The following is a 24,094-nucleotide window of genomic DNA, read 5'->3' as shown; positions in this document are numbered from 1 at the left end:
TGACTGCCAGACTGGCGGCATGGCCTCCAGTGCACCGCCCCGCGCCACCCCAGGATCCGAACTGCCCGTCTGTCTCGACGACGTGCGCCGCGCCCACAAGACGCTCTCCGGGATCGCCCGTACCACCACCGTGGAGGGAAGCCGGCACCTCTCCTCACTCGTCGGCGCACCGGTCCACCTCAAGTGCGAGAACCTCCAGCGCACCGGCTCCTTCAAACTGCGCGGCGCCTACGTGCGCATCGCCGGGCTCTCCGCGCAGGAGCGGCGGCGCGGCGTCGTGGCGGCGAGCGCGGGCAACCACGCGCAGGGCGTCGCGCTCGCGGCCTCGCTGCTGGGCGTGGCCTCCACCGTCTTCATGCCGGTGGGCGCACCCCTGCCGAAGGTGGCGGCCACCCGCGAGTACGGGGCACGGGTGCGCATGCACGGGCAGGTGGTGGACGAGACGCTGGAGGCGGCCAAGGAGTACGCGTACGCCACCGGTGCCGTCTTCATCCACCCCTTCGACCACCCGGACGTGGTGGCGGGCCAGGGCACGCTGGGCCTGGAACTGCTCGAACAGTGCCCCGAGGTGCGCACGGTCGTGGTGGGCGTCGGCGGAGGCGGACTGCTCGCCGGCATGGCGGTGGCCATCAAGGCGCTCCGCCCCGACGTGCGGCTCGTGGGCGTGCAGGCCGAGGGCGCGGCCGCCTACCCCCCGTCGCTGGCGGCCGGGCGGCCGACCGCGCTGGAGTCGGCCTCGACCATGGCCGACGGCATCAAGGTCGGCAGGCCGGGAGACGTCCCGTTCCGCATCATCGACGCGCTGGTGGACGAGATCCGCACCGTCTCCGAAGACGCCCTCTCCCGGGCCCTGTTGCTCTGTCTCGAACGGGCGAAGCTCGTGGTCGAGCCCGCAGGAGCCAGTTCCCTCGCGGCGCTGCTGTCGGCCCCCAAGAGCTTCGAGGGCCCCCTCGCCGCGGTGCTCTCGGGCGGCAACGTCGATCCCCTCGTCCTCCAGCGCACGCTGCGGCACGGCATGGCGGCGGCCGGCCGCTACCTGTCGCTGCGGCTGCGCCTGTCCGACAGGCCCGGGGCGCTGGCCGCACTGATGAGCGAGCTGTCCACGGCCGACGCCAACGTGCTCGACGTCAGCCACGTCCGCACCGACCCGCGACTCGGGCTCGACGAGGTCGAGGTGGAGCTGCACCTGGAGACCAAGGGTCCCGAACACTGCGTCGAGGTGGCGTCCGGGCTGCGCGCGGCGGGCTACACGGTGGTCAGCTGAGGGGTCGCTCGCCGAGCACAGCACGCGCAGCGCGCAGCGCGCGCGACCCGCAGCACGCGCCGCGCGAGACACAGGGGCACTCGCGAACTATCGCGAAAGGCGGTTGACGCGATACATCGCGTCGGCTCATACTGCTGTCGCCGGGCCGGAACCCGCCGCACGCCCGCGTATGCACGCCGGAATTTTCGGACGGATCTAGCATTTTTCGTAGAGCCACGCGCTCCACACCCCGGGAGACCATCCATGCCAGGTGCCATTTACGCCGAGGGGCTGGTGAAAGCCTTCGGCGACGTGAGGGCGTTGGACGGCGTCAACCTCGACGTCCCCGAATCCACCGTGCTCGGCCTGCTCGGACCCAACGGCGCGGGCAAGACCACCGCGGTCCGCGTCCTGACCACCCTGCTGAGGCCCGACGCGGGCAAGGCCGTCGTCGCGGGCACCGACGTGCTCAAGAACCCGACGGCGGTGCGCCGTTCGATCGGCCTGTCCGGGCAGTTCGCCGCCGTCGACGAGTACCTGACAGGACGTGAGAATCTGCAGATGGTCGGGCAGCTCTACCAGATGTCCGGCCGCGACGCGAAGCAGCGCGCGAAGGAACTGCTGGAGCGGTTCAACCTCGCCGACGCGGCCGACCGCACCGCCAAGACCTACTCGGGCGGCATGCGCCGCCGGCTCGACCTCGCCGCCGCGCTGGTGGTCAGCCCTCCCGTGATGTTCATGGACGAGCCCACCACAGGGCTCGACCCCCGCAACAGGCAGCAGCTGTGGGAGGTCATCGAGGAACTCGTCGCCGGCGGTACGACGGTGCTGCTGACCACGCAGTATCTCGACGAGGCCGACAGGCTCGCGCACGACATCGCCGTCGTCGACCACGGAAGGGTCATCGCGCGCGGCACCTCCGACCAGCTCAAGGCCCAGACCGGCGGCGAGCGGGTCGAAGTCGTCGTCCACGAGCGCGAGCACATCCCCACCGCGCGGGAGGTCCTCGAAAGCCACGCGCTGCGCGGCGCCGGGCGGGAGAGCTGCACCGTCGAGGAGCACACCCGCAAGCTGACCGTGCCCGTCACCGGCGGAGCCAAGCTCCTCGCCGAGGTGATCCGGGAGCTGGACACCCGCGGCGTCGAGATCGACGACATCGGCCTGCGCCGCCCCACCCTCGACGACGTCTTCATCTCCCTGACGGGCCACGCCGCCGAGGGCGAGACCGGACAGGGGACGGACGCCGGCAACCAGCCGGGCAACGACACCGACGCGTCCCGCAACGCGGCACAGCGCAAGAACGCGGCGCAGCGCAAGGAGGCCACCAAGTGAGTGCCACCGCCCAGGCGGCGCCCGCCGGGACCGCGCCGAAGGGGCGCGGCGGAATCGTCCAGTCCGTCACCGACTCCCTGGTGATCGCCAAGCGCAACCTCATCCGCATGGTGCGCATCCCCGAGGTCGTCATCTTCGGCCTGATCCAGCCGATCATGTTCGTGGTGCTCTTCAGCTACGTCTTCGGCGGCTCCATCAAGGTCCCAGGGTCGGGCACCGACGCCGCCTCCTACCGCGAGTTCCTGATGGCGGGCATCTTCGCGCAGACCGTCACCTTCGCGACGGCGGGAGCGGGAGCCGGCATAGCGGAGGACATGCACAAGGGCCTCATCGACCGCTTCCGCTCCCTGCCCATGGCGCGCGGCGCCGTACTGACCGGGCGCACGCTGGCCGACCTCGTGCAGACCGCGCTGACGCTCGTCGTCCTCGCCGTCGTCGCCGCCCTCGTGGGGTGGAGCGCCCACGACGGCATCCCCAAGGCACTGGCAGGGTTCGGGCTGCTGTTGCTGCTGGGGTACGCGTTCACCTGGATCGGCGCACTGATCGGCCTCTCGGTGCGGACGCCGGAGGCCGCCACCTCGGGCGGGCTGGTGTGGCTCTTCCCGCTGACGTTCATCTCCGTCGCGTTCGTGCCCTCCCAGAACATGCCCGGCTTCCTCCAGCACCTCGCCGAGTGGAATCCGTTCAGCGCCACCGTCGTCGCCGCGCGGGAGCTGTTCGGCAACCTGCCGCCGGGCTACCCGGTACCGGACGCCTGGCCCATGCAGCACCCGGTCTGGGCCTCACTGATCTGGTCGGCCGCCATCATCGCGGTCTTCCGCACCCTGGCGGTCCGCAGATACCGCAACGCCACGGCCTGACGACCGCGAACGCCACCGCCGCCAGGGCCTGAAGGCGGCCCGACGGCCGGCTCAGCGGCGGGCACGCCCAACGGCCGACAGGCTCAACCGCCGTCAGGCCCAACGGCCGGAAAACGGCGGGCGGCCCGCGCACCTCACGCGCGGGCCGCCCGCCCTCAGCACCCGTGGGCCGGTTCGCCGCCCCTCAGCCCTGGTAGGGCTTCGCCTCCAGAATGCGGACGGAGGCCATCTTGCCGTTCGGCAGCTCGTACTCGGCGTCCTCGCCGACCTTCTTGCCGTTCACACCGGTGCCCAGCGGCGACTGCGGGGAGTACGTCTCGATGTCCGTGCTGGCGTACTCGCGGGACGCCAGCAGGAAGGTGATGGTGTCGTCCTCGTCGCCGTCGAAGGCGATCTTCACCACCATGCCGGGCTCGACCACACCGTCGTCCGCCGGAGCCTCACCGACCTTCGCGTTCTCCAGGAGTTGCTGGAGCTGGCGGATCCGCAGCTCCTGCTTGCCCTGCTCCTCCTTGGCCGCGTGGTACCCGCCGTTCTCGCGGAGGTCGCCCTCCTCGCGAGCCGCCTCGATCTTCTTCGAGATCTCGGTACGTGCAGGACCCGACAGGTACTCCAGCTCGGCCTTGAGCTGGGAGTACGCCTCCTGGGTCAGCCAGGTGACGTTGTCGCTGGTCTGGGTCACAGGTGCTCCTCGTCGGTACTGGGATGTCAGCTGATGCAGCAATCGCCCTACCAGACAGGCTGCGCCTTCACTGGTGGGCGAAACCACGAGCTTAACAATTCCGGCGGAAAAGGGAAGAAGGCCATGGCTCCGTCGCAGGTCACAGCCGCACGAGCACACCACACGCGCAGGCCGTGGGCCTCACCGGGGCCAGGGACGCCCCGCGCCGCGCGGGGCGGTCACCGCGCGCGGGCCAGCGCGTCCAGCAGCGCGGCCACCCGCTGCCCGGCCGCCTGGGGGCCGCCCGAGGTGAGCGCGGAGCCCAGGCCGCAGGCCACGGCTCCCGCCGCGATCCACTCCGGTGCGGTCTCGACGGTCACCCCGCCGGTGGGGATGAGCGGCGCCTGGGGCAGCGCGGCCCGCACATCCGTGACCCACGAGGGCGCGACGGCGGAGGCGGGGAAGAGCTTGAGCGCGTCCGCGCCGTCCTCCAGGGCACGGACGATCTCCGTGGGAGAGCCGACACCCGGGAACACCGGCACCCCGTACCGGTGACCGGTGCGCAGCACCTCCCGGTGGAGGCTCGGCGAGACGAGGAAGCGCGCGCCCGCCTCGACCGCCGCGCGTGCCGCGGTCGCGTCGAGGACGGATCCGGCGCCGATGAGAGCGGTCGGGCGCGCCGCCGTCAGCTCGTCGAGGGCGCGGAGCGCCTGCGGGGTGGTGAGGGCCACCTCGACCGCGTGGAGCCCCGCGTCGAGCACGGTGCCCGCCGCTGTGACGGCTTCGCCCGGTGTGGCTGTGCGGACGATGCCGAACGCGCGCTGCGCTGTGATGGCCTGGGTGGCTTCGTGGCGGTACATGCGGCTCGCTCTGCTCCTGGTCGCGCTGGTGCTGCCGCCACGACCCCTGCCCCTGATCCGCGAACCGACTCCTCCTTTTCCCCGGGAGGAGGACTGGAACCGGCGGGCACGACCGGGTGCGGCAGAGAACGGCCGGAAGTGACCGGCGCGCGGCCGGTTACCTCTTCTCGCAGCCCAGCAGCTCCGCGCTGGTAGCGCGGGAGGTGGTCCGCACGGTGACGACCCTGTCGACGCGCGCGGTACCCGCGTCGAACGCCGCGGACCTGCGTCCGACCTCGGAACCGTTCTCCGCACGGGAGCGCAGCGTGCACACGCCTTCGGCGCCCTCGTCCTTGCGCACCTCCAGGTGCACTTCCACGGCGCTGTCGGAGACGACCTTGAACTTGATCACTTCGCCGCTGACGTCCTGCCCGGAGACGTAGGAGGCGCCGATCCAGCCGATGAGCGCCAGAAACAGGACACCGAGCACACCGCCGGTGACCTTCAGCCGACGGTCCGTGCGCGCGTCCGTGCGGCCCACGCCCGTGCCGGAGCGCCCTGTGGTGCGCCCGTAGCGCCCTTCCGGGGCCTTCTGGCTCAGATCGGCCATGGCGGCGGTTCCTCTCGGCGGCGCGGGGGATCGTACCGGGAATACATCACGGTCCTCGTTCGGTCACTATAGAAGCCGCCCGCACTACCGCTGACGGCGGGCCGATGGCCGACTTACGAGGATTGAGTTGTGACTGAGCAACTGCGACTGATGGCCGTGCACGCGCACCCCGACGACGAGTCGAGCAAGGGCGCGGCCACCATGGCGAAGTACGTCGACGAGGGGGTGGACGTGCTGGTCGCGACGTGCACCGGGGGAGAGCGTGGCTCCATCCTCAACCCGAAACTCCAGGGCGACACCTACGTCGAGGCGAACATCCACGAGGTGCGCAGGAAGGAGATGGACGAGGCCAGGGAGATCCTGGGGGTGAAGCAGGCGTGGCTCGGCTTCGTCGACTCGGGGCTGCCCGAGGGCGACCCGCTGCCGCCGCTGCCGGAGGGCTGCTTCGCTCTGGTCGAGGTGGACGAGGCGGCCGGCGCGCTGGTGCGGCTGATCCGCGAGTTCCGCCCGCAGGTGATCACCACCTACGACGAGAACGGCGGCTACCCGCACCCCGACCACATCATGACCCACAAGATCACGATGGTCGCGTTCGAGCACGCCGCGGACACGGAGAAGTATCCGGAGGCGGAGTTCGGCGCGCCCTGGCAGCCGCTGAAGGTCTACTACAACCAGGGCTTCAACCGGCAGCGCACCCTGGCGATGCACACCGCGATGATCGAGCGCGGTCTGGAGTCGCCGTACACGCAGTGGCTGGAGCGCTGGGAGAAGATGAAGGTCAAGGAGCGCGAGCTCACCACGTTCGTGCCCTGCGGCGACTTCTTCGAGATCCGGGACAAGGCGCTCATCGCGCACGCCACGCAGATCGACCCGGACGGCGGCTGGTTCCGCGTCCCGATGGACATCCAGCGGGAGGTCTGGCCGACCGAGGAGTACGAGCTGGCGAAGTCCCTCGTGGAGACCTCCCTCCCCGAGGACGACCTCTTCGCGGGGATCCGCGAGAATTGATGGTATGAGCCCGACGCAGACAACGCTCGTCCAGGTCCTTCCGCTGGCCAAGGACCTGGACGAGAACAAGGTGACTCCCGGCGTGCTCGGCTTCGTCGTCTTCGCGGTCATCGGCCTGGCCGTGTGGCTGCTGATGAAGTCGATGAACAAGCACATGAACCGGGTGGACTTCGAGGAGCAGCCGACGGCCGGGGGCGGCAGCGCCCCCGTCGGCGGACCGGACGGAGCCGGGGACGGCGGCACGCCCGGGGGGACGTCCAAGGACGTCACCGAGCCGAACGAGGCCGCCGAGGCGGACGAAGCGGCTGAGGCCGCGGGGTCGAGCGAGAGCACGAAGACCCCGGCGGAGGGGGAGAAGACCGAGGTCACGGCCGGCGCGGCCGCCACATCCTCCGCCCCGGCGGCTTCGCCCACGGCGTCCACGGCACCCTCGGAGTCCAAGGCGTCCACGGCACCCTCGGCGTCTTCCTCCGCCAACTCGAAGGGCTGACGACCGCACCGGCCACGCAAAGCGCCGCACCGGCCCCGTGCCGCCTCCGCCGCCCCGGACACGGCCCTGGCGACTCCCCCACATCCCTCCGACTTCCGTCTGGAGAACGACATGCTGTTCGGCAGGTTCAAAAACCGCGTCCCCACCCCGGAGGAGGCCCTGCAGGGCCGCCCTGAGCCGGAGTTCGCCGTACCCGAGCGTCACACCGTGCTGGGCACGGCACTGCAGGGCCCGTACCCGGAGGGCCTGGAGGTGGCCGACTTCGGCATGGGCTGCTTCTGGGGCGCCGAGCGGGTCTTCTGGACGACGGACGGCGTCTGGACGACTCTCGTCGGCTACCAGGGCGGGTCCACACCGCACCCCACGTACGAGGAGGTCTGCTCGGGCCTCACGGGACACACCGAGGCCGTCCGCGTGGTCTTCGACCCGGCGAAGGTCTCCTACGAGACGCTCCTCAAGCGCTTCTGGGAGGCGCACGACCCGACCCAGGGCTTCCGCCAGGGCAACGACACGGGCACCCAGTACCGCTCGGCGGTCTACACCCACTCCGCCGCGCAGGCGAGCGCGGCGGAGGCGTCCAGGACCGCCTACCAGCAGGTCCTGACCGCCTCCGGGCACGGAGAGATCACCACGGAGATCCTGCCCGCCGAGGACCGCCCCTTCTACCCGGCCGAGGGCTATCACCAGCAGTACCTCGACCGCAACATTAACGGCTACTGCGGAATCGGTGGCACGGGCGTGAGCTGCCCGATCGGGCTTACCTCGACGGACGAGTGACCCCCCAAGACGAACGCCCCCGCTCAGGCACGAGCCGGGGGCGTCAGGGGGCTGAGGTCAGCGACTCCCGGCCTTCCCCTGATGGAGGCCGGTGACGAACAAGGACCATGCGGCGCACCCGAAGACGAGGGCGGGACCTTCCGGGTTCTTCGAGTCGCGCACCGGGACGACCGCAGAGTACCCGTCGCTCACCTCAACGCAGTTGCCGTTACTTGCGCCGCTGTAGCTGGACTTGCGCCAGGTGGTGAGTGCTGACGCCTTACGGATGTGCTGGCCGCTGTGCATCTTCGTATTCCTCTGCAACAGCCCTGATCAGGGCTAGTGACTCCTGGTGCGACAGGGCGTCGCCTAGGGCGAGATCGTAGGACACGAGGGATTGTTCGACCACCGCTGGCGAATCGAGCACAGTTCCAGTGTTCAGGCCCTCGACGTAGGCAAGCGGCGCCATGTCGGCAAACCGCATGAGCGTCACACCGCTCTCCATCAGTGCATGTGCCCCGACACTGAAGGGCAACACGTGTACGCGAATCCTGTGTTCGCCCAGGTGAACGATGTGCCGCAACTGTTCAGCCATAGCGCGATACCCGCCAACGGGGCGGCGCAGTACAGCCTCGTCAAGCAGGGCCCAGACCTCCGGGGTCAGCGAATCCTCAAGGATCTTGGCCCTGCCGAGTCGTGTGCGAACGTTCTCCGCACACTTCTCGTCACTCACGCGAGGGAATCCACGGGCGAAGACGGCACGTGCGTACTCCTCCGTCTGAAGCAGTCCGGGTACCAGCGAGTTCTGATACTCGCGGATCATGACTGCCTGCGGCTCCAGCTCCGCGACCTCCTCGAAGAATGCCGCTAGGTTCGCGTCCGGCAAGAAGCGGACGAACACTCCGCCCGTGTTCAGGGCCTGGTCAAGACGCTCCGCGTCCTCCCTCGACGGCAAGCGGCGCCCGGCTTCAATGTGCGCGATGTGGGACCGGGAAAGGACGGCCAACTTGCCAAGCTGGGCTTGCGTCAGCCCCGCACGCTCCCGGCGCTCCCTCAGTTCCTCCCCGTACGCGTTCCGCTTCGCCTGCTTCTCCGACAGAGCCATTCCGCGTCCTCCGTGTGCGCTCCGCGTTAGCACTCCTCCACCCCTGGTGACGGTACGCGCTCGCGATTCACCGTGGAGCCAACTCAGACAGAAGAGGGGAACGCACATGAGCGTGCAAGGCAGTTCGGAACCCCAGAAGATCAAAGAAGTCATGGATGCCCGGGAGGAACTGACAGCGGCCTTCAAGAGCGCTGGGGTCTCATTCCCCGCGATGGACGTACGACTTGAGTCCTCGCACGGACTTATCGCCCTTGGGGAGGTCTCGCCCGTGACCGCGCGGGACATGGCGGCAGTCATCACGAAGGGGGCGGCCCGATGATGCGGACACGCTCACGCGGTAGGCACGCGCTCCACGCGCTGGCTGGCTGCCTCCACCCCCGGACGCGCGTTGAGGACGGCCGTACCTACTGCGATGTCTGCGGCGCGCTGCTGTACGACCGGCCGTCGGCAACTCGCCCCTCGCAGGACAGCGTTGGGCGTCGGATCTTTCGCACACTGATGCGCGGGGAGGGGGCTGCCGTGCTGCTGCTGCTCATCGGCGCCGGCTTCGGCTTCCTGGGCCTGTTCGCTCTCTACGAGACGACCGGGCCCTGAGCGCTGCCCAGAACAGCTACGGACCGCCCCGCTCGCCGCAGTGCCGGGTGGCGCGCTGTGGGCACGCGGGCGGCCGGAGCGGCTTTGGGCGGGAGCTGCCATGGGGCGAGAGATCAGAGGGCCCTACGCTCGCCCGCGAATCGGGCGGGCTCCTCGCCTGCCCGCAATAGCCCGATCTGGCCCCCTGATCTTAGAGGCTCGCCCCATGGTGGCTGCCTAAAGCCGTGGAGGCCGCCCGCCCCGGCCACAGCGAACCTGACACAACCTCACGGGATGCGGGCGGGCGACTCGGGTTCACGTCTCAGGCTGCCGCTGTCTGCCCGGCGCGGCGGGCCGCCCGGACAGGATCGGCCGAAGGCCGCACGCCTGGCCGGGGCGGCTGGAGCCGCGTCCGGGCGGCGCGCCGAAGGCGCGCCCTTGAGCAAGTGAAGACAGTTTCCGCCACACCCCGCTACGACCATGGCAGGCTGCCAGTCTGGGTAGCGCACGGCAGGACGGCACCAGCCGAACACGGCGTAGAGGCTGGCCACATGCAGGGCGTAGCACTCTGCGTGATCCAAGTGGTCTTTCACGCAGGGTATTTGGTGGACGCGAGCAGAGGGTGCCTGTCAAGCTTGAGCGAGTGGAGCCACGGGCCCCATATTGCAAAACTCTAAAACACTCTCCCTCTCTCTCATTTTTTATTGCGGCATTCCAAATATTGACTGCGGCATCTCTTTGACATACTCCCCTTCCCTTCTTATCTGCCGCCATCCCCTTCCTTTCTGCCGCCCATCTATTCTCTTGGAATTTTCATGAATCACACATGCACCTGCGCTCGTGCTCCTCCGCGTCGTTTCGTTTCTCATGGAGGTGCAATATGTCCGACACCTCGAAAGAGGTGGAAGTTCCGTCTGTCCACGTTGCTGATCACAGGAAGATACTGAGGCGTGAAAACCGTCTGCGGCAACTCTCGGACGTTGAACGGGGTTTGATCCGGATCGTCAATGATCCGCAATTTTCCCGGTGGCTGGAACAAATCCGGTCTATCGGGGGCTGCGCTCAACCTCTGTATCTGTCCGGCACCACCGTGACCCGCAGCACGGAAACGGGAGAAGTCGCTCCTCGTACTCGACAGCGGGCGAACCTGGTGAACGGCTAGCCGTGCGCTGCCGCAATCGCCGTGCTTCGGTCTGTGAGCCCTGTTCGCGGCTGCACGCCGGGGACACCTTCCAACTCATCCGCTCGGGCCTCTCGGGCGGAAAGAGCGTACCTCAGACGGTGCGTCAGAATCCTCGGCTATTTGTAACGCTCACCGCTCCGTCCTTCGGCCCGGTGCATCGGCATCGCGACGGGTCCTGTCGGCCGCGCCGTGACAGGGCCGACTGTGAGCACGGAATACCCCTCGGCTGTGGCATCACGCACGCCGAATGGGATAGCAACGTCGGACAGCCCTTGTGCTCAGCCTGCTACGACTACGCGGGGCATGTGCTCTGGCACGCGCACGCTGGGCGGCTGTGGGACCGCTTCACCACGAGTGTCCGGCGACAGCTCGCGGCGGCAGGTGGGGTACCCCGCTCCCAACTCGGTAGGCACCTGGTTGTGTCCTTTGCGAAAGTCGCAGAGTTCCAGCAGCGGGCAGCCGTTCACTTCCACGCCGTTGTGCGCCTTGACGGTCCTGACGGCCCCGGCTCGCCTCCTCCTGAGTGGGCCACCTCGGAACTGCTCGGGGAAGCCGTAGCCGCTGGCGTGGCTGGCACATTCGTCAGGGTGCCGGAGTCTGACGCCTACGGAACGGAAATCGTCACCTGGGGCACTCAATTCGATATTCGCACCATTCACTCATTCTCAGACGGCGACGAAATAACAGACGACGCCGTTGCCGCATACGTCGCCAAGTACGTTTCTAAAGGCGCAGCGGAAACGGGCGTCGGCTTGGACTATCGAGTCACCAGTTACGCGGACATCGGATTGGTTCCCGTAGCTCGTCACACACGAGCGCTTATGGGTACGTGCTGGCGTCTTGGCGGGTTGCGCGAACTGGAGCACCTTCGGCTACGAGCCTGGGCACACTCTCTCGGGTTCCGAGGGCACATCCTTACAAAGTCTCGTCGTTACTCGACCACTTACGCCGAACTCCGCTCGGAACGCGCCACTTACAAGCTCAGCAGTATAGGACTTTCCGAGAAGACCGACACAGTGAAGGAGTCCAACCTTCGCTATGTTGACTCCGGTCACACCCCTGGGGCTGCCGAACTGGCGCGTGGAATAGCCGACGACATCGCTACTTCCCGCCAACTGGCCTCCGAGCAGCGTGAGGATGAAGCTCCCCGTCTACGCAGGGGCGGCGTATGACGGTCATCAGCGCTCGCGAATGGGGAAAGCAACAAGCAGCAAAAGCACCGGCTTGGAGTGAGGAACATTGGGAACGTATTTCACAGATCCTCGGGGTGCGTCTAGTAGACACTCAACAGGACGAAGGTAGGAAGAAAGGAGAAGACGAAGCCGCATAAGGAGTGAATAGCTAAAGGGGGAGGTGTCTTTAGCGACACCTCCCCCTCTTTGATTCGCGACTCTCTTAGTCTTCCGTCCACTTGGGAACGAGTAGATCAGGGTTGAAAGGTCGCCTCCCGCCACCTCCCACCGGTAGAACGATCACCGCGTGCAGCGCTTGCCGAATCAAGGCTCTTTTCTGGGCGATTTCCAGTCTATCCGAATGCCACTGTTCCCGAACATTATCCGTGACCGCCGATGCTCGCTGCACCCGCAGGGCGTGCTGGGTCCGATCCTTCCGAAGGTCCTTGATACGTTTCTCCATCTTTTGATTCTCCGGAAAGAAGAGCTCATCGGAAATTGCATCGTCCTGCCACGCTTGCAAAAGCTTGCGCTGTTTCCCGGTCAGCCGGTTCAGCTCCTCCTCCCCGTCCCATTCGGCCTCTACGCGGTGCGCCTTGGCGGCTCGCTCTTCGAGCTTGGCCAGAACAGCCTCGGTTATGTACTCGTCGATCTTGGCGCCGTTTCGAGCTGTGCCACCACAACCGCCCATCTCCCGGCTCGGGCACTGGTAGATGAACCCTCCCGACAGGTCCGGCCGCGTGCTGACGCGTAGAGGAGCGTTGCAGACCTGTCCGTCTGGCTTCTTCTTGCCGCATCGCAGAATTCCCGTCAGAAGGTGCGACGGAGTGCGGTAGTCGGTAACCGTGCCATCGGCCTTGACGTTGGCACCCACGCGGGCAGTAAAGATCGCGTCGATTGCCATCCATTCCTTCGGAATGATGACGGGCTCCCATTGCCCCACCACCGGTACTCCGTTGGCGTCTCTGACCAACTCTCCATTGTGCTTGCGCCAGCCGCACATGCGCGGATTCCAAAGGGCGAGTTTCAGAGAACGGCTTGCCCACATCTTGCCGTTGACCGTGCGCAATCCGGCCTCTTGCCACTCCCTCAGAATCGAATGCAGAGACTTTCCGGCGATTACATCGCGAGCGGCCTTCGCCAACCATTTCGCCTCGTCCGGCTCAAGCGTCAGCTTGTCTTCCTTCCAGCCGAATGCGCGCTTACCTCCGACCGGGATTCCCTGTTCGGCGCGGCGCCGGTGAGAGCGACGCATACGCCGTTGCATCTTCCGGACTTCCATCTTGGAGATGACCACACCGAAGAGCCCCATGGACTCAACATCTTCGCTGTAGAGGTTCTTCGGTCCCTTGGCGTCCGCGAAAACGCGCCCTTCCTCGTACGTGAGAGCGTCCACGAACCGTTCGTAGTCCCCGGCCCGACGTGTCAGACGGTCATCCGCGAGGACGACCACTCCGCGTACAGGCTGGCCGTCCGGCAGGTGTCCGGCCTTGAGGGCCCTCAACATCGCCTCGAAGTCCGGACGCACCAACCCCGCCTTGGCTGCCGACAGGTCGTTGTCGGTGTAACGGTGCACGATGGTCCAACCGAGACGTTCGGCCGTCTGGCCGTTCACCGCGTGCTGGTCCTCGACACCGTGGTTGTCCTTCGCCGTGTCGGCGGAGATGCGGGCGTATGCCACCACCGGTACGGCCTCGTCCTGCTCAACCATGCTTCCCCTCCCTGCATTTATTGTGCGTGAAGGGCATTGCTATCACCAGCAGTACCTCGACAAGAATCCGGCGGGTTACTGCGGTATCGGCGGCACGGGTGTGAGCTGCCCGGTGGGGCTGGCCTCGTAGGAGGAGCCGCGCACGCCTGGCGAGGTCGTCGGCCACGTAGGGCCCGTCGGCCGTGAGGGACCCGGCGGCCGTGGGAGACCCGGCGGCCCGTGGGGAGCGTCGGCGCGGGGTGGGAAGGCGACGTGCCAGCCGGGGTTGTAGGTGTGGGGCACCGGGTGGAGGTGCCAGTCGGCTGCCTCGGCCCAGGCGGGCAGCGGCGCTCCGCGGAGCACGAGGGCGTGGGGCGTGCGCCCCTGGGCGGGGTGGCAGCCGGCGGTGTGGGCCACCGGGATGGTGGAGCTGTTGCCGCCGAGTACGCAGGGAGGGCGTACGCCGTGGGCGCGCAGCACTTCCTCGATGCGCTGCCAGTCGTGGCGGGCCGCAGCCTGGATGCCGGAGTGGAGGCCCAACTGCTGGAGCTGGAGGGCGAGGTGGAGGGCGGCGAGGGCACCACCGCCCAGCCGGACGAGTACCCGTGCGGGCCGTGCTCCGCGAGCGCGGGCCCACCGTGCGGCCCGGAGCGCGCCGAGCGCGGCGACGGGGGCCAGCAGCGCGTAGGCGGGCAGCAGGAAGCGGGGTGCGGCGTACTCCATGAGGAAGAGGTACGGCAGGGCGACGGCGGCGGCCGCCGCCAGCGGAAGCACCGCCGAAGCGGTGCGCCCCTGCTCGCGTGCCGCACGGAGGCCGAGCACCAGCAGCGGGGGGATCAGCAGCCACCATCCGGCGTTCGCCCACTCGATCGCCGCACCGTCGCACGGGCGGCACAGCAGGGGCCCGTCCAGCGCGGCGGCGTGTGCCCTCAGGGTGTCGAGGGTGAGGCGCGGGCTCATGCCGCCCTGGATCTCGCTCGCGGCGCGCACCCGTCGCAGCACGCCGCCGAAGCGGAGCGAGGCCTCCACGGCCCAGGGCAGCAGCCCGGCCGCGAGGCCGCAGGCGAGGGCGAGCGCGGTCCGCGTCCGGACGCGCAGGGACGGTCGGCGACCGCCCAGCGCGGCGGCGGCGAGCAGCACGAGCGCGGGCCACACCGCGTCGTTGGGCCGCATCAGGGCGGCGAGGGCGAGCGCGGCGGCCGCGCCCGCGCGGGTCCGTCCCGTGGCGGGGCGGCGGAGGAAACAGCCGACGGCGGCCACCAGGCCCGTGGCCACGTAGTGGTTGGGCATCGCCGCGCCCGCGTAGAAGAGCGCGATCCACACGCTGCCGTAGAGCGCGGCGGCGAGCGGCACGGTCCCGCGTCCGGGGAACCTGCCCAGCCAGGGCAGGTAGCCGAGGAAGAGGGAGAGCGACGCGGTCAGCGTCAGGTAGCAGCGCAGCAGCACGACCGAGTCGCTGAACGCCGCGACGGGTGCGAGGAGCACGGGGACGCCGCGGGTACGGGGGGCGCTGAAGGGTGTCTCGGGCCCGTAGGGCGCGAAGCGGCTCGCGTAGACGAGTTCGTCCCAGCCGAGCGGCAGTCCTGGGTGGACGACGGTGAGCGAGAGCAGTCCGAAGGCGGCGCACACCCCGGCGAGCCACCAGCGTGCGTCCTGCCACCACGGGTGCCGCTCGACGGTCCGCCGCGCGGGCCCGGCGGCGGGCGCGGCGGCGGGCCCGGCCGCGGGCGCGGGGTACTTGGCGGCCGGTGCGGAATGCCCGGCGGCCGGTGCCACGTATCCGGGCGCCCGTGCGGCCCGCCCCGCACTCCGTGCAGAAGATGACATACGCGGCATCCTGGCGCCGCGGAGCGGAAACCCCGTGGAGGTCGGCGCCTGCCGCGCGCCGGGCCGCGCAGCCGGACCCTGCGGTCACGTTGTCGAACGGGCCTGGCTCGACGGGCGCCTCGAAGGAGAGAGTGGAGCCCATCCCTTCGTGTGCAGATGCGATCAGCAGGAGGTTGTCGAGGGGGTGTCGGCCGGAACAGTGGCCGTCGTGTCACAGCAGCGCACGCCCTACAGTGCACGCATGGACTGGGTGGCACGCGTCGGCAACCTCCGGCAGTGGACGCAGAAGGGCGAACGGGCGCCGCACAAACCGCTGTTGCTGCTGTACGCGCTCGGCCGCCAGCAGACCGATCCCGACGGCGGGCTCCGTTACACGGAGGTCGAGCGCGACGTGGCGCGCCTGCTGCGGGAGTACGGCCCGCCGCGCGACACGTCGCCGGGTTACCCGTTCCACCACCTGGTGAGCGACGGCGTGTGGGAGGTCCGCACGGACGCGGGAGGCGACAGCCCGGGGTCGCAGGTCGGACGGTTGCGGGCCAGCGGCGCGACGGGACGGCTGGCGCCCGGCCTGCGCGCGGCCCTGGCCGAGGATCCCGGGCTGCTGTCCACTCTGGCCCACACCCTGCTCGACCTGCACTTCCCGCCCTCGCTGCACGAGGACGTCGCAGCGGACGCCGGGCTGGATCTGGACGTGGCGGACCTGGCGCGGGTCGCCGTGCGGCGCCTGGTCCGCGACCCGGCGCGGGCGGCCCGGCTCCGCGCCGAGGTCGTGTCGGCGTACGGGAACCGCTGCGCGTTCTGCGGGTTCGACGGCGCGCTGGGTCCGCGCCCGCGCCCCGTGGGGCTGGAGGCCGCGCATGTGCGCTGGTGGGCCTTCGACGGGCCTGACGACCTCTCGAACGCCCTGTGCCTGTGTGCCCTCCACCACAAGCTGTTCGACCGGGGCGTCCTCGGTCTGGACGGCGGCCTGCGCATCACCGTCTCCCGCCACTTCACGGGCACCGGCACGGCCGCCCGTCTCCAGGTCCTTGACCTCGCCGACCGTCCGATGACCCCGCCCACCGGCGGCGCCCCTCCGGTCGCGGAGAAGCACACCGCCTGGCACACGGCCCAGGTCTTCCGCGGCTGACCCGCCGGGGGCGATACCGACGTCGCCCGGCGCGGGGGCGACGGCCACTGGCGGTACGTGATCGACCGCCCGGCCGGCGACGACACCGTCAGCGGACGCCCGGCGAGTCCAGCGCTCCGCGGCCTGGCCGGGGCCCGGAATCCCCCAGCGGTGCCGTCGGGCCGCCGGATAGCGTGACCGGTGTTGCCGCGCCGCCCCCCGCGGACGCGTACCGGACGGGCAGGGCGGCACCGACGAGCCCGCCCACGAGACGGAGGAGACCGTGTCACAAGACCAGCCCGCAGCCGATCCTTTCACCGTCCCGGTGACGGTACGGGGCTACGAGACCGACACCCAGGGACATGTGAACCAGGCCGTGTACCTCCAGTACGGCGAGCACGCGCGCTGGTCGGCGCTGAGAGCGGCCGGCATCGAACAGGCCGCCATGGTGGCCCGGGGTGTGGGGCCCGTCGTGCTGGAGCAGACGGTGCGGTACCTGCGGGAGCTGCACGCGGGTGACGAGGTGACGGTCAGCTGCGCCTTCGAGTGGGGCCAGGGCAAGAGCTTCCGCATGCGCCAGCTCATCCGCACGGCAGACGGCACACTCGCCGCGGAGCTGACCGGCGTCGGCGGGGTGATGGACCTGCGGGCGCGCCGCCTGGTGGCCGACCCCGGCGCGGCGCTGCGCGAGCTGGCGACCGACCCGAAGGTACTGGGCCTGACGTAACGACGCCCCCGGCCTCCTACGGCTCTCCCCGCCCCTTCTCTCCCCTCCCGGCCCTCTGGGCTCCTCCCGCCCGTGGGCTTTGGAGGCAGGGGCGGCATACGGCGACGAGGGTGGCCCCCTGCCGGGGGCCACCCTCGTGGGTGCCGAAGCTCAGCCGGTGCGGTGCTCGCCGCCGGCCTGCGGCGTCACAGTGCGGAGCCGGACTTCCACTCCGCCCAGTCCATGTTCCAGCCGTTGAGGCCGTTGTCCGGCTGGATCGTCTTGTCGGGCGAGCCCTTGACCTCGACGACGTCGCCGATCATCGAGTTCTCGTAGAACCAGGCACCGTCGGTGCCGGAGTTGTTCGCCCCCTGGGAGTCCTTCAGGCCGACGCAGCCGTGGCTGGTGTTGCCGGAGCCGAAGGGAGCGCCCCAGTAGTTGCCGTGGATGAAGGTGCCGGAGGTGGACAGGCGCATGGCGTGCGGCACGTCGGGGATGTCGTAGCCCTCGGCGCCCTTGCGGCCGAACCCGACGGTGTCCCCGTCCATGCGGGTCTCCTTGTGCTTCTCGGAGATCACCATCTTGCCGTTGTAGGTCGGGTTGCTGGCGCTGCCCGCGGAGATCGGGATGGTCTTGATCGTCTTGCCGTCCCTGACGACCTTCATCTGGTAGTTCTTCACATCGACGGTGCTGACCTGCTGGCGGCCGATGTTGAAGGTGACCTTCTTGTCCTGGACGCCGACGTTGCCGTTGCCCGCGTTCACGCCGTCGAGGTCGAGATCGAGGGTGACCTTGGAGTTGGGCTTCCAGTACTCCTCGGGGCGGAAGTCGAGCCGGTCGTTGCCGAACCAGTGGCCGACGACCTCCTGGCCGCTGGTCGAGTTGACCTTGATCGCGGACTCGACGGCCTTCTTGTTCTGGATCTGCTTGTCGAAGGTGAGGGAGACCGGCATGCCGACACCGACGGTGGCGCCGTCCTCACCCGCGTAGGTGCCGATGAAGCTGTTCTCGGGCGAGACGGTGGTGAACGTGGAGTTCTCCACGGCCTTGCGGCCCTCGCTGTCCTTGGCTGTCGCGGTGACCTCGTACTTCGTGGCCCGCTCCAGCTGCTTGCCGGGCTTCCAGGACGTACCGTCGGAGGAGAGGGAGCCTTCGACCTCGGTACCGCTCTGGGCGGCCTTCATGCTCACCTTGGTGAGCTTGCCGCCCTTGACCGAGACCTTGCCGCCGCTGTTGATGCTCGCGTTGGTGGCGCCGTCCTTGGAGGCGATCTTTATTCGGGCCTGCGAGGCGTCCTTCTCGGCGGATATGTCGTTCTTCGCCGCGGACTTCTCGGTGTCACCCCCGTCGTCGCCACCGCATCCGCTCAGCGCGAGCACCCCGCCGAGCAGCACGGCCGTGGCCGCGAGACCCCTGCGGTGCTTCCCACCCGTCATCACTGGCTTCTCCATTTGCCTTCGGAACCCCATGTCTCCCCGGTAAAGCTGCTTGGCCCCCACAGCGCCCGATATCGGACATGTGCGCTCCAGCTCCTCGCATAAGAACGCACGGGGGACTATGACCGGTTCCACTTTCGGTAAAACTGTGGTCTAGGACACGTATCCGACCCGTTCGCGAGCCGTTCCGTCTCTTGTCCCGTTAGATGCGCACAGAGCCGTTGTGGTTCTGTCCCGTTCGAGAAGGACGGAACCTTTCCGGTTCCCGGGAAGAGCGGAAGCATGCCTTCCCCATCTCCTCCACCACTCAGTAACATCAGCCCGCGTACGGTCAGTTCGTCGCTGCCCCGAGCCGTACGCCGTTCCGACGCACACTGGAGGGCCTTTTCGTGTCCGAGGCCGGACCCTCGAAGCTGTCAGTCCACCGCCGCTCTCTGGCGACCGCCGCGGCGGCCGGCGGAGTACTGTGCGCCCTCTGGTTCGTCCCCACAGCCAACGCTACCCCCGAAAAACCTGACCATCCCACTCATCACAGCGACACTGTGACGCGGTTGGGACACGATCGGGACGCCGCCCGGACCGGCTAGGCCGGACCGGTGGGCGGCCAGAGCGGACCGGTGGGCGGCCAGGGCGGAGCCGGGCGGGCCGGACCGGTCGGACGGGAGCACGGCCGCCGGGCCGGGCGGAGTCGCCGGGCCCGGCCGGGACCGCCGGAGTCGGACCGGCCCCGCCGTCCCGCGACCGGCCACCGGCCTCAGGTGGGGAGCCGACCGACCGCCGGAATCAGGCCAGCGGCCCGGTGACGGACTCGGCCGCCGCCACCAGGGCGCCGGACCTGACGAACGCCTCGGCGGCGCCCAGGTCGGGCGCCAGGAACCGGTCCTCCCCCGGGCCCTCGGCCCCCGCCTCGCGCAGCGCCGCGACCACCGCGCGCGCCGCCTCACCGGGCGCCGCGCCCGCCGTACGGGAGCGCAGCTCGACGGCCCGCGCGGCCGCGTACAGCTCGACGCCGATCACCCGCGAGAGCCCGTCCACCGCTGTCCGCAGCTTCCGCGCCGCGGACCAGCCCATGGAGACGTGGTCCTCCTGCATCGCCGAGGAGGGGATCGAGTCCACCGAGGCCGGTGCGGCCAGCCGCTTCAGCTCGCTCACCAGGGCCGCCTGCGTGTACTGGGCGATCATCAACCCGGAGTCCACCCCGGCGTCGTGCGCGAGGAAAGGCGGCAGGCCGTGCGAGCGGTTCTTGTCGAGCAGCCGGTCGGTGCGGCGCTCGGCGACGGAGGCGAGGTCGGCAGCGGCCACGGCCAGGAAGTCGAGGACGTAGGCGACGGGAGCACCGTGGAAGTTCCCGTTCGACTCCACCCGCCCGTCCGGCAGCACGACCGGGTTGTCGACGGCGGCCGCCAGCTCCCGCTCGGCCACCGTACGGGCGTGCGTGAGGGTGTCCCGGCCCGCGCCCGCGACCTGCGGGGCGCACCGCACCGAGTAGGCGTCCTGCACGCGGGGGGCGTCGTCCTGGTGGTGCCCGGTCAGCCCGGAGCCGGCCAGCACCTTGAGCATGTTCGCGGCGCTGGCCGCCTGCCCCGGGTGCGGGCGGATGGCGTGCAGCTCGGGGGCCAGCACCCGGTCGGTGCCCAGCAGCGCCTCCAGGGAGAGCGCCGCGGCGATGTCGGCGCTGGTGAACAGGCGGGCGAGGTCGGCGCAGGCCATCAGCAGCATGCCGAGCATGCCGTCGGTGCCGTTGAGGAGGGCCAGCCCCTCCTTCTCGCGGAGCTCGACGGGGGCGATGCCCGCCTCGGCGAGCAGGTCGCCTGCCGGGCGGACCGCGCCGTCACGGTCCTCCGCCTCGCCTTCACCCATCAGGGTGAGCGCACAGTGCGAGAGCGGGGCGAGGTCTCCGGAGCAGCCGAGGGAGCCGTACTCGTGTACGACGGGGGTGATGCCGGCGTTGAGGACGTCGGCCATCGTCTGGGCGACCTCGGGCCGCACGCCGGTGCGGCCGGAGGCCAGCGTCTTGAGCCGCAGGAACATCAGCGCGCGGACGACCTCGCGCTCGACCCGGGGGCCCATGCCCGCCGCGTGCGAGCGGACGATGTTGCGCTGTAGCTGGGCGCGGAGCTCGGGGCCGATGTGGCGGACGGCCAGGGCACCGAAGCCGGTGGAGACGCCGTAGACGGGGTCGGGCTTGGCGGCCAGGTCGTCGATGAAGCGGCGGGCGGTGCGCAGCGCCTCGACCGCCTCCGGGTGCAGCTCGATCCGGGCGCCGTCCCGGGCGACGGCGATGACCTCCTCCGGGGTGGTCCCCGAGCTCCCCACGACCACAGTGTGCATATTCATATTCAGAAACACTAATGAGTGAATTGCCATCTGTCACGGTCGCCCACCTCCGACGAGCCTAGGAAAAGCAGGTGCCTTCCTAGAGCTCCTAGCTTTAGGCTCGCGGCGGCACGCGACGGGGCGGGCCGATGCGGCCGGATGGGGGCCGATGCGGGCCGATGCGGGCCGATGGGGGCCGATGTGGGCCGATGCGGGCCGATGTGGGCCGATGAGGAGAGGCGGGGGCGCGTGGTGCGGGCGGGGCTGACGGTGGAGCGCATCGTCGGGGCGGCAGCCGAACTGGCCGACGAGGTGGGCCTGGACAACGTGACGCTGTCCGCGCTGGCCCGCACCTTCGGCGTACGCGACGCGAGCCTCTACTCCCACCTGCGCAACCTGGCCGACCTGCGCACCCGGCTGTGCGTCCTGGCCGCCGACGAGATGACCGAACGCATCGCCCTCGCCGTCGCGGGGCGCGCGGGCAAGGACGCCCTGGTCGCCTTCGCCGACGCCTACCGCGCCTACGCCCTCGCCCACCCGGGCCGCTACGCCGCGGGGCAGCTTCAGATCGACCCCGCCCTCGCCGCCCGCTCCGCAGGGCACCGCCGCAGCGTCGCCCTCACCATGGGCATGCTGCGCGCCTACGGCCTCCAAGAGCCCGACCTGACCGACGCGGGACGGCTGCTGCGCAGCGTCTTCCACGGCTACGCCGACCTGGACACCCGCGCCGGATTCAGCCACCCGCGCTCACTGGACGCCTCCTGGTACCGCGCCCTGGAGGCCCTGCACCAGGTGCTGACGAACTGGCCCCGTACGGAAGCGCCCCAGCCGCGCGAGGACGTCCAGGCCACCGGCACGGACACCGGCACGGAGACCGGCACAGAGACCGATACCGATGCCGGCACCGGGCAGCACCCTCACCAGCACCTCACGGAGAAGGAGAGCACGACCCATGAGTGACCTGTCCGCCGACGCCACCGCACCGCGCGTCGGCGTCCTGCCCGTCCCCGGCGCCACCCTGCGCTACGAAGTGCGCGGCACCGGGCCGCTTCTGCTGCTCATACCGGGCGGCGCCGGAAACGCGGACGTCTTCCACGGCGTCGCGCCGGTGCTCGCCGACCGCTTCACCGTCGCCAGCTACGCGCCGCGCGGCATCAGCGGCAGCCCGCTGGACTCCCCGGGCGAGGAAGAGGCGGTCGAGGTGCACGCGGCCGACGCGCGGCGCCTGCTCGACCTGCTCTCCCCCGACGAGCCCGCCACCGTCCTCGGCACCAGCTCCGGCGCTGTCGCCGCCGTCGAACTCCTGACGCGGCATCCGGAGCGCCTGCGCCTCGTCGTCGCCCACGAGCCGCCGCTGATCCGCGTGCTGCCCGACCCGCATCCCGTCCTGGCCGCCTTCGCCGGCATCCAGGAGACCGCCGTGCGCGAGGGGGTCGGCGCCGCCTACGCCCGCATGGGTGCCGTCCTCGGCGCTCCGGAGCCCGTCGACGACCCGGCCGTGGGCGATCCCGCGCCCGTGCCCGACGGGCTGCGGGCCGCGATCGAGGCGAGCAGCGCGCACTTCCTCCGCAACGTGCTGCGGTCCTTCAGCCACCACGCCCCTGACCTGACGGAGCTGAAGGGGGTGGCGGACCGGCTGGTCGTCGCCGTCGGCCGGGCCTCACGCGGACAGCTCCAGCACACGATGGCCACCGCGCTGGCCGAGGCGGTGGGCGCGGAGTGCCGGGAGTTCCCCGGCGGGCACGTGGGCTGCGTCGAACACCCGGCCGCTTTCGCCCAGGCGCTGGCCGAGGCGCTGCCGCCGACGGGCCACTAGGTTTCTCGCGCCGCCCGCGTGGGGGCTTCTGGCGCTGGGGCCCGGAGCCGGGTCCCTCCGCCGCCGGAACACCGCGGCCGCCGGCCCCTGGAACCGGGCCGGCCCCTGGAGCCGCCGGGGCTCATCCGCGGCGGAAGCGGCGGCGCTCCGGGGCGGGTGGCAGCGGTGCGGGGTCGGCGGCCAGCCGCACCGTGGGGTCGTCGGGTCCGCCCTCGCGGCCCGCCACCACCGGCTTGCCCGAACGCAGCGCTTTGGCCCGGTACTGGGCCGCGTCCGCGAGCCGGAAGATCCGGTGGGCCGTGCGCACGTCACCGACCGGGTCGCCGGTGGAGGCGACGCCGCAGGCCACGCCCTCCCCCAGCTCCAGTGCCGCCGCGCCGTGGCAGAGGTCGTCGGCGGCACGCACCACCTCATCGGCGGTCGGCCCGACGGTCAGCAGACAGAACTCGTCGCCGCCGAGCCGCCCCGCCAGGGCGCCGGGCAGCGTCGCCGCGCAGTCGGCCAGGACCTCGGCGAACCGTTCCAGCAGCCGGTCGCCCGCCTCGTGGCCCTGCTGGTCGTTGACGGCCTTGAGCCCGTTGATGTCGCAGACCGCGAGGCTGACGACCGTGCCGAGATCCCGGTGCAGCTCGACGGCCTCGTCGAGCCGGGACTCCACGGCGCGGCGGTTGGCCAGGCCGGTCAGCGGATCGGTGTAGGCCAGGCGGCGGACCTCCTCCAGCCGTTCGTTCTGCGCGATGCCGGAGGCGATGAGCGCGGCCAGTACAGCGGCGAAGTCGGCGTCGTTCCTGGTGAAGGCGGGCGCGTCGGCGGCCCTGGCGACGTACAGCTCGCCCCAGGCGCGCCCGTGCAGCACGATCGGGGCGATCACGCCCGAGCCGCGGCCCCTGCGCCGCCACACCGCCACCCGCCGGTAGCCGGGCGCCGCCTCGTCTCCGTCCCTGAGCGGTCCCTCCTCGTCCTCCACCCAGGCCTGGGCACCGGCGCCGCCCGCCCAGCGTTCGTGCAGCGACTCGGCGATCTGCGGGAAGTCGTGCGCGGGGTAGGACTCGTCGTCGGGGAACTCGGCCTCTCCCGGCGCCCGGTCCCCGACGTTGACCAGGACGCGCAGCCGCCCGCGCGCCCGTTCCCAGACGGAGATCGCCGCGAACGTGCCGCCCATCGCCTCACACGCGCCGCGCGCGGCCGCGTGGGCGATGTCCCGGTGGGAGAGGGCGGCGACGGCCTCGGGGTCGTGTGCGGCGCCGGAGGTGGTCGGGGCCGGTGCGGGGGCGGAGGTCTGGGCCGCCGCCATGGCCTGCGACAGCCCCACGACGGCGCTCAGGCGCGTGTCCGCGTCCCCGTCCTGACGTATTCGGCCCAT

19 protein-coding genes and 2 pseudogenes are annotated in these 24,094 nt (G+C 70.3%); 12 read left to right on the top strand and 9 right to left on the bottom strand.

Annotated elements, in window-relative coordinates; all coding sequences use genetic code 11:
* The first annotated feature begins 19 nt into the window (after nt 1-19).
* From ilvA to MMF93_RS21060, 3 genes are all read left to right on the top strand, one after another.
* Nucleotides 20-1,264 (top strand): threonine ammonia-lyase, encoded by a 1,245-nt coding sequence (ilvA, locus tag MMF93_RS21070; RefSeq protein ID WP_242753838.1) that lies wholly within the window; start codon nt 20-22, stop codon nt 1,262-1,264.
* A gap of 243 nt (nt 1,265-1,507) precedes the next feature.
* Nucleotides 1,508-2,575, top strand: coding sequence for an ATP-binding cassette domain-containing protein (locus MMF93_RS21065; protein WP_242753834.1), 1,068 nt, complete (start codon nt 1,508-1,510; stop codon nt 2,573-2,575).
* Entirely contained in the window at nt 2,572-3,435 is an 864-nt protein-coding gene (locus tag MMF93_RS21060; RefSeq protein WP_242753831.1) for an ABC transporter permease, read from the top strand. The genes MMF93_RS21065 and MMF93_RS21060 overlap by 4 nt, the downstream gene beginning before the upstream one ends.
* Before the next feature lie 184 nt (nt 3,436-3,619).
* Here MMF93_RS21060 and greA read toward each other — a convergent pair whose 3' ends face one another.
* The 3 genes from greA to MMF93_RS21045 all read right to left on the bottom strand — a co-directional run bounded on the left by greA (nt 3,620) and on the right by MMF93_RS21045 (nt 5,545).
* Complete coding sequence (gene greA / locus MMF93_RS21055; protein WP_114015538.1) at nt 3,620-4,117, bottom strand: transcription elongation factor GreA; 498 nt, start codon at nt 4,115-4,117, stop codon at nt 3,620-3,622.
* A 218-nt stretch (nt 4,118-4,335) separates the two neighbouring features.
* Nucleotides 4,336-4,956, bottom strand: coding sequence for a bifunctional 4-hydroxy-2-oxoglutarate aldolase/2-dehydro-3-deoxy-phosphogluconate aldolase (locus MMF93_RS21050; RefSeq protein ID WP_242753829.1), 621 nt, complete (start codon nt 4,954-4,956; stop codon nt 4,336-4,338).
* A gap of 157 nt (nt 4,957-5,113) precedes the next feature.
* Nucleotides 5,114-5,545, bottom strand: a complete 432-nt coding sequence (locus tag MMF93_RS21045) for a DUF4307 domain-containing protein (RefSeq protein WP_242753826.1) — start codon at nt 5,543-5,545, stop codon at nt 5,114-5,116.
* Between the two features lie 129 nt (nt 5,546-5,674).
* Between MMF93_RS21045 and mca the strand changes: the two genes are divergently transcribed.
* The 3 genes from mca to msrA all read left to right on the top strand — a co-directional run bounded on the left by mca (nt 5,675) and on the right by msrA (nt 7,820).
* Nucleotides 5,675-6,553 carry a mycothiol conjugate amidase Mca gene (gene mca / locus MMF93_RS21040; RefSeq protein WP_114023292.1) on the top strand — a complete coding sequence of 293 codons (879 nt, stop codon included), beginning with the start codon at nt 5,675-5,677 and terminating at the stop codon, nt 6,551-6,553.
* Nucleotides 6,554-6,557: 4 nt separating this feature from the next.
* Nucleotides 6,558-7,043, top strand: a complete 486-nt coding sequence (locus tag MMF93_RS33745) for a hypothetical protein (protein ID WP_423835487.1) — start codon at nt 6,558-6,560, stop codon at nt 7,041-7,043.
* A 111-nt stretch (nt 7,044-7,154) separates the two neighbouring features.
* Nucleotides 7,155-7,820, top strand: coding sequence for a peptide-methionine (S)-S-oxide reductase MsrA (msrA, locus tag MMF93_RS21030; protein ID WP_242753823.1), 666 nt, complete (start codon nt 7,155-7,157; stop codon nt 7,818-7,820).
* Nucleotides 7,821-7,877: 57 nt separating this feature from the next.
* Here the strand turns inward: msrA and MMF93_RS21025 are convergent, their stop codons facing one another.
* Nucleotides 7,878-8,105: a DUF397 domain-containing protein gene (locus tag MMF93_RS21025; RefSeq protein ID WP_242753820.1), complete on the bottom strand. Its 228-nt coding sequence runs from the start codon at nt 8,103-8,105 to the stop codon at nt 7,878-7,880.
* Nucleotides 8,080-8,904 (bottom strand): helix-turn-helix domain-containing protein, encoded by an 825-nt coding sequence (locus MMF93_RS21020; RefSeq protein ID WP_242753817.1) that lies wholly within the window; start codon nt 8,902-8,904, stop codon nt 8,080-8,082. The genes MMF93_RS21025 and MMF93_RS21020 overlap by 26 nt, the downstream gene beginning before the upstream one ends.
* A 1,599-nt stretch (nt 8,905-10,503) precedes the next feature.
* On the opposite strand from MMF93_RS21020, the gene MMF93_RS21015 reads away from it, so the two are divergent.
* Complete coding sequence (locus MMF93_RS21015) at nt 10,504-11,832, top strand: replication initiator (RefSeq protein ID WP_341483298.1); 1,329 nt, start codon at nt 10,504-10,506, stop codon at nt 11,830-11,832.
* 223 nt (nt 11,833-12,055) lie between these two features.
* Here the strand turns inward: MMF93_RS21015 and MMF93_RS21010 are convergent, their stop codons facing one another.
* Nucleotides 12,056-13,543 carry a recombinase family protein gene (locus MMF93_RS21010; protein ID WP_242753814.1) on the bottom strand — a complete coding sequence of 496 codons (1,488 nt, stop codon included), beginning with the start codon at nt 13,541-13,543 and terminating at the stop codon, nt 12,056-12,058.
* Nucleotides 13,544-13,580: 37 nt separating this feature from the next.
* Here MMF93_RS21010 and MMF93_RS21005 point away from each other — a divergent pair.
* From MMF93_RS21005 to MMF93_RS20995, 3 genes and pseudogenes are all read left to right on the top strand, one after another.
* Nucleotides 13,581-13,673: pseudogene (locus MMF93_RS21005) on the top strand (peptide-methionine (S)-S-oxide reductase MsrA); the annotation flags it as partial.
* Between the two features lie 1,917 nt (nt 13,674-15,590).
* On the top strand, nt 15,591-16,478 hold the full coding sequence (locus MMF93_RS21000) for a phosphorothioated DNA-binding restriction endonuclease (RefSeq protein WP_242753812.1): 888 nt from the start codon (nt 15,591-15,593) through the stop codon (nt 16,476-16,478).
* A gap of 262 nt (nt 16,479-16,740) precedes the next feature.
* A complete protein-coding gene (locus MMF93_RS20995) occupies nt 16,741-17,184 on the top strand; it encodes an acyl-CoA thioesterase (RefSeq protein ID WP_242753811.1) in 444 nt (147 codons plus the stop codon).
* Between the two features lie 185 nt (nt 17,185-17,369).
* On the opposite strand, the gene MMF93_RS20990 is transcribed toward MMF93_RS20995, so the two are convergent.
* Both MMF93_RS20990 and hutH read right to left on the bottom strand, forming a co-directional pair.
* The gene (locus tag MMF93_RS20990; protein WP_242753809.1) at nt 17,370-18,599 is read right to left on the bottom strand and encodes a L,D-transpeptidase; all 1,230 of its coding nucleotides are present in this window, start codon (nt 18,597-18,599) and stop codon (nt 17,370-17,372) included.
* A 783-nt stretch (nt 18,600-19,382) separates the two neighbouring features.
* On the bottom strand, nt 19,383-20,930 hold the full coding sequence (hutH, locus tag MMF93_RS20985) for a histidine ammonia-lyase (protein WP_242757685.1): 1,548 nt from the start codon (nt 20,928-20,930) through the stop codon (nt 19,383-19,385).
* Between the two features lie 234 nt (nt 20,931-21,164).
* Between hutH and MMF93_RS20980 the strand changes: the two are divergent.
* Nucleotides 21,165-21,734 (top strand): annotated as a pseudogene (locus MMF93_RS20980) (TetR/AcrR family transcriptional regulator); the annotation flags it as partial.
* 133 nt (nt 21,735-21,867) lie between these two features.
* Complete coding sequence (locus MMF93_RS20975) at nt 21,868-22,731, top strand: alpha/beta fold hydrolase (RefSeq protein WP_242753807.1); 864 nt, start codon at nt 21,868-21,870, stop codon at nt 22,729-22,731.
* Between the two features lie 121 nt (nt 22,732-22,852).
* Here the strand turns inward: MMF93_RS20975 and MMF93_RS20970 are convergent, their stop codons facing one another.
* Nucleotides 22,853-24,094 (bottom strand): GGDEF domain-containing protein, encoded by a 1,242-nt coding sequence (locus MMF93_RS20970; protein ID WP_242753805.1) that lies wholly within the window; start codon nt 24,092-24,094, stop codon nt 22,853-22,855.

This window comes from Streptomyces tubbatahanensis (genome assembly GCF_022699385.1).
GTDB lineage: Bacteria > Actinomycetota > Actinomycetes > Streptomycetales > Streptomycetaceae > Streptomyces > Streptomyces diacarni.
This window is presented reverse-complemented; position numbering and strand designations above follow the sequence as displayed.